Consider the following 6,190-nt stretch of genomic DNA (forward strand, 5'->3'; position numbering starts at 1 on the left):
CCACTCAGGGCCGGGGCTCCGGGCCCCCCCCCGGGGCGGGGGGTGGGGAACGATGGGGGAGGAGCGCGGCGGTGCGGCCATCCACCCCTGCGGCCCGCCGCCGGGCGCCGGGGGGCGAGGCATCAGCCGATGTCGGCCGGCGGCGCCTGGCCACCAGCCGCTTCGGCATCGGGTTGCTTGGCGATCGCGCGCTCGAGCGTGTCGATCTGCTTCTTCACGCCCGCCTTCGGATTGAGGGCGAGGGCGCGCTTGAGCTGGTCGAGCGCGACGCGCTGCGCGGCGGCGACTTCGCCGGCGATCGCGCTCTCGCCCGGATCGGTGGCGGCACGGCGCGCGAGCTCGAGCCCGATCGCCTTCTTGAGCTTCGCCCGCACCTGGTCGTGCATGTCTTCGTCGGCGACCAGCTCGTCCAGGCGGAACAGCACGTCGAGATCGAACGGCGCGTCCGGCAGCAGCTTGAGCGCGGCGTCGGCGATCTCCTCGGTGACGAGCGTCGCGGCGGCGCGCTGGTAGCGATGCGGCAGCGGGACCGACCAGCGCAGAACATAGTCCGCGAGATCCAGCGCGCCCTGGTAATCGCCGACGTCGATCCGCCAGACCATGACGGTCGGCAGCACCTCGTCGGTCACGCCGGCGCCGGCTTCGCGCGCGGCGGCGAGCAGGCCTGCGATGTAATCGTCATATTCGGGCAGCATCAGCCGCTTGGCGTCGATCTTGCGCTCGACCGACTGGATTTCCTTCAGCCGCTGCAGATCGACGCGCAGGCGTGTCATGGCGAGCTGCGCCTCGGCGCCGATCGGCGCCGGCGGCGGCGAGGATGCCTGGCCATCGGCCGGCGACGCGACGGTCGCCGGCACGATGGTGGCGAGCCCGTCGCCCTGCGAGGAGGCCGCGGCCGCCTGCAGGGCAGCATGCTTTGCAAGATGGCGGCGGACGAGGCTCATCGCGGTTCCTTCGAGGGTGACGGGCAAGGGGATGGTCGAGAGAGGGAGCGGGCGCCGGCGATCAGGCCGGCTTGGGGCCCATCACGATATTCTCGACGAAGGCGACGTAGCCGTAATCCTCGACCACGTAGGCTTCGTTCCAGCTCTCGTAATTCTCGACCTGGTCCTTCTTCGGATTGTCTTTCACGGCGCGGCGGCGGCTGCCTTCCTGCGTGTAGATCGACAGGTTATCGAGGCGGGTGATCAGCATCGCGCCGGCCGGGAAGAAGGGGACGCGCACCGCCGGCATGCCGCCGACCTGCTTGGCCGAGCGCAGGATCTGGTCGCGCGCGACCACCTCCGTCGCCTTGGAGCCCGCATTGTTGATGATCGGGAAATATTTGTCGTCGAGCAGATCGCGGCCGAGGATGACGACCAGCTCGGTATCGTCCTGGGCCCACGGATCAAGCAGCTTGACCGCGTCGGTCGCCAGCGCGTCGAGCGACTTGTAGTCGGCGGTGCCCGCGTCCGAGACGTAGATCGCCTTGGTGGCGTCGGCCGTCAGCTCGCCGTCGCTGATCCAGCGCGCCGGCGCGTTGGCGCGGATCTGCTGCAGCCAGCCGATATTGACGTCCTGCAGGAGCGGGTTCGCGACCTTGTCGGTGGTCGCGGCGGCGGAGCGGCCGTTCCAGCCGATCATGATCCGATCGAGACCCTGACGCTTCAGGACCAGGTCGCGGATCTTCGTCTGGAAATCGGCGAACTTGGCCCACTGATCGAGCTTGGCATATTTGATATGCGTGTCGCTGTTGGTCTTGCGGCACTCATAGCCGTGCGCCTCGAGCGCGGTCGGATCGGTGGTCGAGCGCTCGCCGGCTCCGCTCGTGTCGGTGCGGCTGGCGACTGGCCCGCCGATGCCGAGGCCGAGCTTCTCGCCCTTCAGCTCGGTCACCGTCTCCATGTTGATCTGCTGGAGGAAGGTGCTCGTTTCCTGCGTCTTCTGTTCCAGCTTCTGCTGAATCGACGGCTCGACGGCGAAGTTGATCGACGTCGCGCCCTCGGCGGCGGTGACGCCGGACAGGAGCGCGATCTGCGAGACGTAGGCGGCGAAGGCGATACGGGTGGTGTTCTTCATGGCGGTCCTCGGGATGACGAGCGAGAGGCGGGGCGGCGGGCGTGGGACGCGGTGGGCGATCAGCAGTCGGTGGCGGTGAAGGCGGCGGCACCGCCGGTCGCCGGCGGGCGCTTGGGCTGCTGCCCGTCGGGCGTGCCGGACAGCGTGGCGACCAGCGTCGCCTGGTCCGCGCTCAGCTTGGCGACGGTAGTCGCGAGCTGGGCCACCTGACCCTGCATGGCGGTGCCCAGCCGGGTGATGCCCTGCGCGAATTCAGCGAAGCGCGCGTCATTATCGTTGGCGGGCGCCTGCTGTTCGGGCGTGGGCTGCTCGACCGGCGGCGTACCGGTCGTGAACCGCTTGAAGAAATCGGTGGCGAGCGCGATCAGCGTCTTGCCTTCGTCGGCGGGCTCGGCCGCCAGCTCGATCGTCGCCTCGGTGGCGGCGGTGAACAGATTGTCCTTGTGCAGCTTACGCGCGGCGAGCGGATTGTCGTCGCCCTGGCCGGCCGCGAACTTGAGCATTTCGGTGCCGAGCGAAGCGGGACTGTCGGTGACGGCCAGGCCGACCAGATACGCCTTGTTGGTGCCGGCGAAGTTGGGCTGAATCTCGCAGCTGGTGAACAGCTTCTGGCCCTTGCGGTTGATCTCGACCAGCTGATCGTTGGCGTCGATCTCGCCGAACAGCGCCAGGCGGCGCTCGGTCTTGCCGTCGATCGCGAGGTCGATCTCCTCCGCCTTCAGCGACAGGATCGTGCCGTAGGCGTTGAAGGGCGTATCGGGACTGAAGCCGCGAAGATGCTCGCAATTGATGCGGGCGGTGTAGGTGCCGGGATTGTAGCTCGCCGCCATCTGCTGAATCCAGTCGCGCTGGATCTCGCGGCCATCGGTGGTGGCGCCTTCGACGGCGATGCGGAAGAACTTGGTCTTGGCCATGACGGTCCCTTGTGCGAGCGATCCGGGCCCTGCGCGGGGGCACGGGGCGATGGCGCGAAAAGGGGCCGATCGGCGCTTCAGCTCAAGGCGGCGGCGGTGTAGAGACGCTCTCTACAATGGCGGGCCTCAACGCCGGCCGGCGATAATCGCGCAGGCGCGCCAGCTCATGCGCGATCGTCCCGCGCTGACGCCGGATGGTCCACCAGGGGCGGATCGCCCGGTTGATCTGCGCGATGACCTGCGACACGACGACGCGGGGCGCGAGTGGGCCGCCCTCGGGATCGTCGGAATACAGGATCTCGATCAGCTCGGCGATCGTCAGCGCACGGCGCAGGACGAAGATCGACAGCACCTCCATCTGCTGCCGCGAAAGCCGGACGCCCTTGCCCGTGGGGTCGCGCACGACGCCGACCTCGTAGTCGCGCCAGCGCAGGCGGAAGTGATCCACCGCCCTAAGCGACCACCATCGGCGCGAAGGCGCCGGCCGCCAGGACGAGGTTGCTGCCGGTGACGGCCAACGCCTGCTGACCATAGAGCGCGTTCGGATCGCGGCCGACGACGGCTTGCGGGTTGGAGCCGCCATACATCTGCATCGCCCAGCCGGCCGCCGGCGCGGTGGCGAAGGTAAAGGTCACGTCCTGCTGCTGGCCCTGGACCGCGCCGATCGCCATCGAGCTGGGCGCGACGCGGTTGGCGATCGCGAGCAAGCCGGCCTGGCCGCCGCTCGCCTCGAGCGCGTTGCTGGCTGCGAACAGGAATTGGGACGCGATCGCGGCGGCGCACGTCAGGCCGGTCGCCATCTGCAGATCGAACGTGACGGTGATCGCGTTGCCGCTGCGCGCGAGCGAGATCGGGATCGGTCCGCGCCGATCGTTCGCACGCCAGCCCTTGGCCCGCGCCACCGCATAGCCGGCGCGCAGCGACACCTCGGCGCGATCGGCGGCGAGATAGTGGGGCTCGGCCGCCTGCGCGGCGAGGAGCTGTATGTCCATGAGGCTGCCGCCGTAGAACATGCCGGCGATGTGACCGGCCGACGCGGGGTCGCAAACGTCCCACTGCATCGAACGAAAGCGGGTCCAGCCCGGGCTGACAGCGTCGGCGGTCGGGTTGGTCGAGTAAGAGCGGTTGAGCCCCATCAGCACGAAGGGGAGCTGCGCGGTCGACCGGCCGGTCAGATTGCGCAAGCTCTGGTAGAGCGTCGCGAGATTGGCGCGATAGGCCGCTTCCTCAGGCGCGCCGAACGCGGCCACAGTGAGCGTCCGACCGGCATTGTCCTCGCCCTGGAGCCAGACGAACGCTTCGAAATCGGCCGTCGCCGTGTCGACGCCGGTCGGATCGTAGAGCGCGTTCAGCTCGTAGACGGTGGCCTCCCACAACGTCATCGTGCCGCCGAACACGTCCTTGGTCGTGTAGGAGGGCAGAAAGGTTTCGATCCGGCGCGCGCCGAGGCCGAGGCCTACCGTCATGAGCGGGATGCCAGGCGCGCCGGACGCGGCGCCGTACAGGACGCAGCCGGCATAGGAGTTGGCAAGCGCGCCGCTGGCCGGGCCGTCGAACTGCATGTCCTGCAGGCGGGTGAAGGCGCTCACGTCGTTGCCCGAGCCCGACGCATCGCGGATGCCCGCGACCGCGTAGGTGTTGGGCGCTGCGGCGCGGGTGACGCCGGCGACCGGGCCAGTCGCCGCCAGCGGCGTCGCGTTAGACTGCCCATGCGTGACGACGATCGCGCCGACGCCGAACCGCCGCGTGATCGCGCCGGCGCGCGCATCGTTGATCGCGCGGACGTCGATCTGGTAGCCGTCGCCGGCGTCGACCTCCGGCGTGCGCGCCGTCCACCGGCCGCTGCTAGGCAAGACCAGGTTGGAAAGAGGCTTCTCACCCCAATCCCAGCCGGGGACCACCGCGCCATTCTGCAGCAGCCGAAACTCCATACCGCTCACGCCCGCCGCAATGCCGGCGATGGGCAACGCGCGCTTCCCCGTGGCGCGACTGCGCTGGTAGAGGCGTACCATCGGATCGACCGTCAGGCGCGGCAGCGGCGCCGAGCCGAGGTGCCCGGCTTCGAAATCGTCCCAGCCGCCATTGGCGCCGTTCGCAATCGAGGGGCCGACCACGCCATAGCGCGACGATCGCGGCAACGCGGCCGAGGCCGCCAACGGGTAGGACGGCGCACCGCTCGAAACGTCGGCAGCCTGGGGATAGGGCACCCCATTCCGCAGGAGCGTGATACGCGGCGTCCCGGTCGACCAGTCGCAATCGAGCCGGAACCGGTCGCCAGGCGCCACGTAGCTGCCGGCGTTGAGCCGGTTCGAGCTGTCATAAAGGATTGTCATGACGCCGTTCAGCACCTGGACGATCGCGATCCGGCTGGCGGAGTTGACGCGCAGCGCGACCCAGTTGAGCCGATCGTGATAATTGACCGCCGGCCCGTAGGCGTTGATCGCTGCTGCGGCGGTATAGCGCGCCTCGGCATAGCCGCCGTCCATCCGGCCGATATCGACGCCGGCGAAGGCGGCGTTGAGATTGCCGTCGGCCTGGGCGTTGTTGTTGCCGTCGAACATGGCGAGCGCCTGGCCGCGTGCCTGCACGAAGGCGCTCGTCCGGCTGTCGCCCGTGATGACCTGCCAGCCCGGGCGGCGGTTGATGTAGAGGTTATCGGCCGCGTCGTTAAAATTATCCGCGAAGCGGAAGAGTTGCAGCGCGCTCGGCGTGACAGTCTGCACCGCCGAGCGTGGGCCGGCGCCCTCCGAGTTGACGGCGGCGATCGCCAGCGACACGGGCACGCCGTTCGGCAGGTTGTCCAGGAGGATCGGGCCCACCGCGCCGATAGGACCGATCGCCTCGAGCGCTTCGGGCGTCGCGCCGGCGTAGAGGATATGATCGACGATCGCGGCGCCGCCATCGCCATTGTCGACCCAGGAGAGCGTGACCCGCGCGTCGCCGGCGGTGGCGGTGAGCGTCGGCGCCGCCGGCACCGAAGGCGCCGCCTGCAGCGTCAGGCGATAGCGGACGGCGGTGTCGCCGGCCTCCTCGAGGACGAGGATCGAGGCGGCGGTGCCGACACCGAGGCCGGCCGAAAGCGAGGCGACGCCGCCGGCGGACAGCGTCAACGCGGCATCGCCCGACACGCGCGAGAAGCTCGATTCCGAAAGAAGGCGCGCGAGCGTGGTGACCGGGCCGGATGCGCCGGCGGCGATCCGGCGCGTGATGTTCTTGGG

5 protein-coding genes are annotated in these 6,190 nt (G+C 69.4%); all 5 read right to left on the reverse strand.

Annotated features, from left to right (window positions below; genetic code table 11):
* Positions 1 to 122 precede the first annotated feature (122 nt).
* A complete protein-coding gene (gpM, locus tag ACOJSF_RS04275) occupies positions 123 to 944 on the reverse strand; it encodes a phage terminase small subunit (protein WP_420140989.1) in 822 nt (273 codons plus the stop codon).
* A 61-nt stretch (positions 945 to 1,005) separates the two neighbouring features.
* Positions 1,006 to 2,058 carry a phage major capsid protein, P2 family gene (locus tag ACOJSF_RS04280; RefSeq protein ID WP_420140990.1) on the reverse strand — a complete coding sequence of 351 codons (1,053 nt, stop codon included), beginning with the start codon at positions 2,056 to 2,058 and terminating at the stop codon, positions 1,006 to 1,008.
* Positions 2,059 to 2,117: 59 nt separating this feature from the next.
* Complete coding sequence (locus tag ACOJSF_RS04285) at positions 2,118 to 2,972, reverse strand: GPO family capsid scaffolding protein (RefSeq protein ID WP_420140991.1); 855 nt, start codon at positions 2,970 to 2,972, stop codon at positions 2,118 to 2,120.
* Between the two features lie 82 nt (positions 2,973 to 3,054).
* Positions 3,055 to 3,420 (reverse strand): hypothetical protein, encoded by a 366-nt coding sequence (locus ACOJSF_RS04290; RefSeq protein WP_420140992.1) that lies wholly within the window; start codon positions 3,418 to 3,420, stop codon positions 3,055 to 3,057.
* A 4-nt stretch (positions 3,421 to 3,424) separates the two neighbouring features.
* Positions 3,425 to 6,190, reverse strand: a 2,766-nt coding sequence (locus ACOJSF_RS04295; RefSeq protein WP_420140993.1) for a fibronectin type III domain-containing protein, incomplete at its 5' end; no start/stop codon positions are given.

It is taken from the genome of Sphingomonas sp., from assembly GCF_048594985.1.
Classification (GTDB): Bacteria; Pseudomonadota; Alphaproteobacteria; order Sphingomonadales; family Sphingomonadaceae; genus Sphingomonas_I.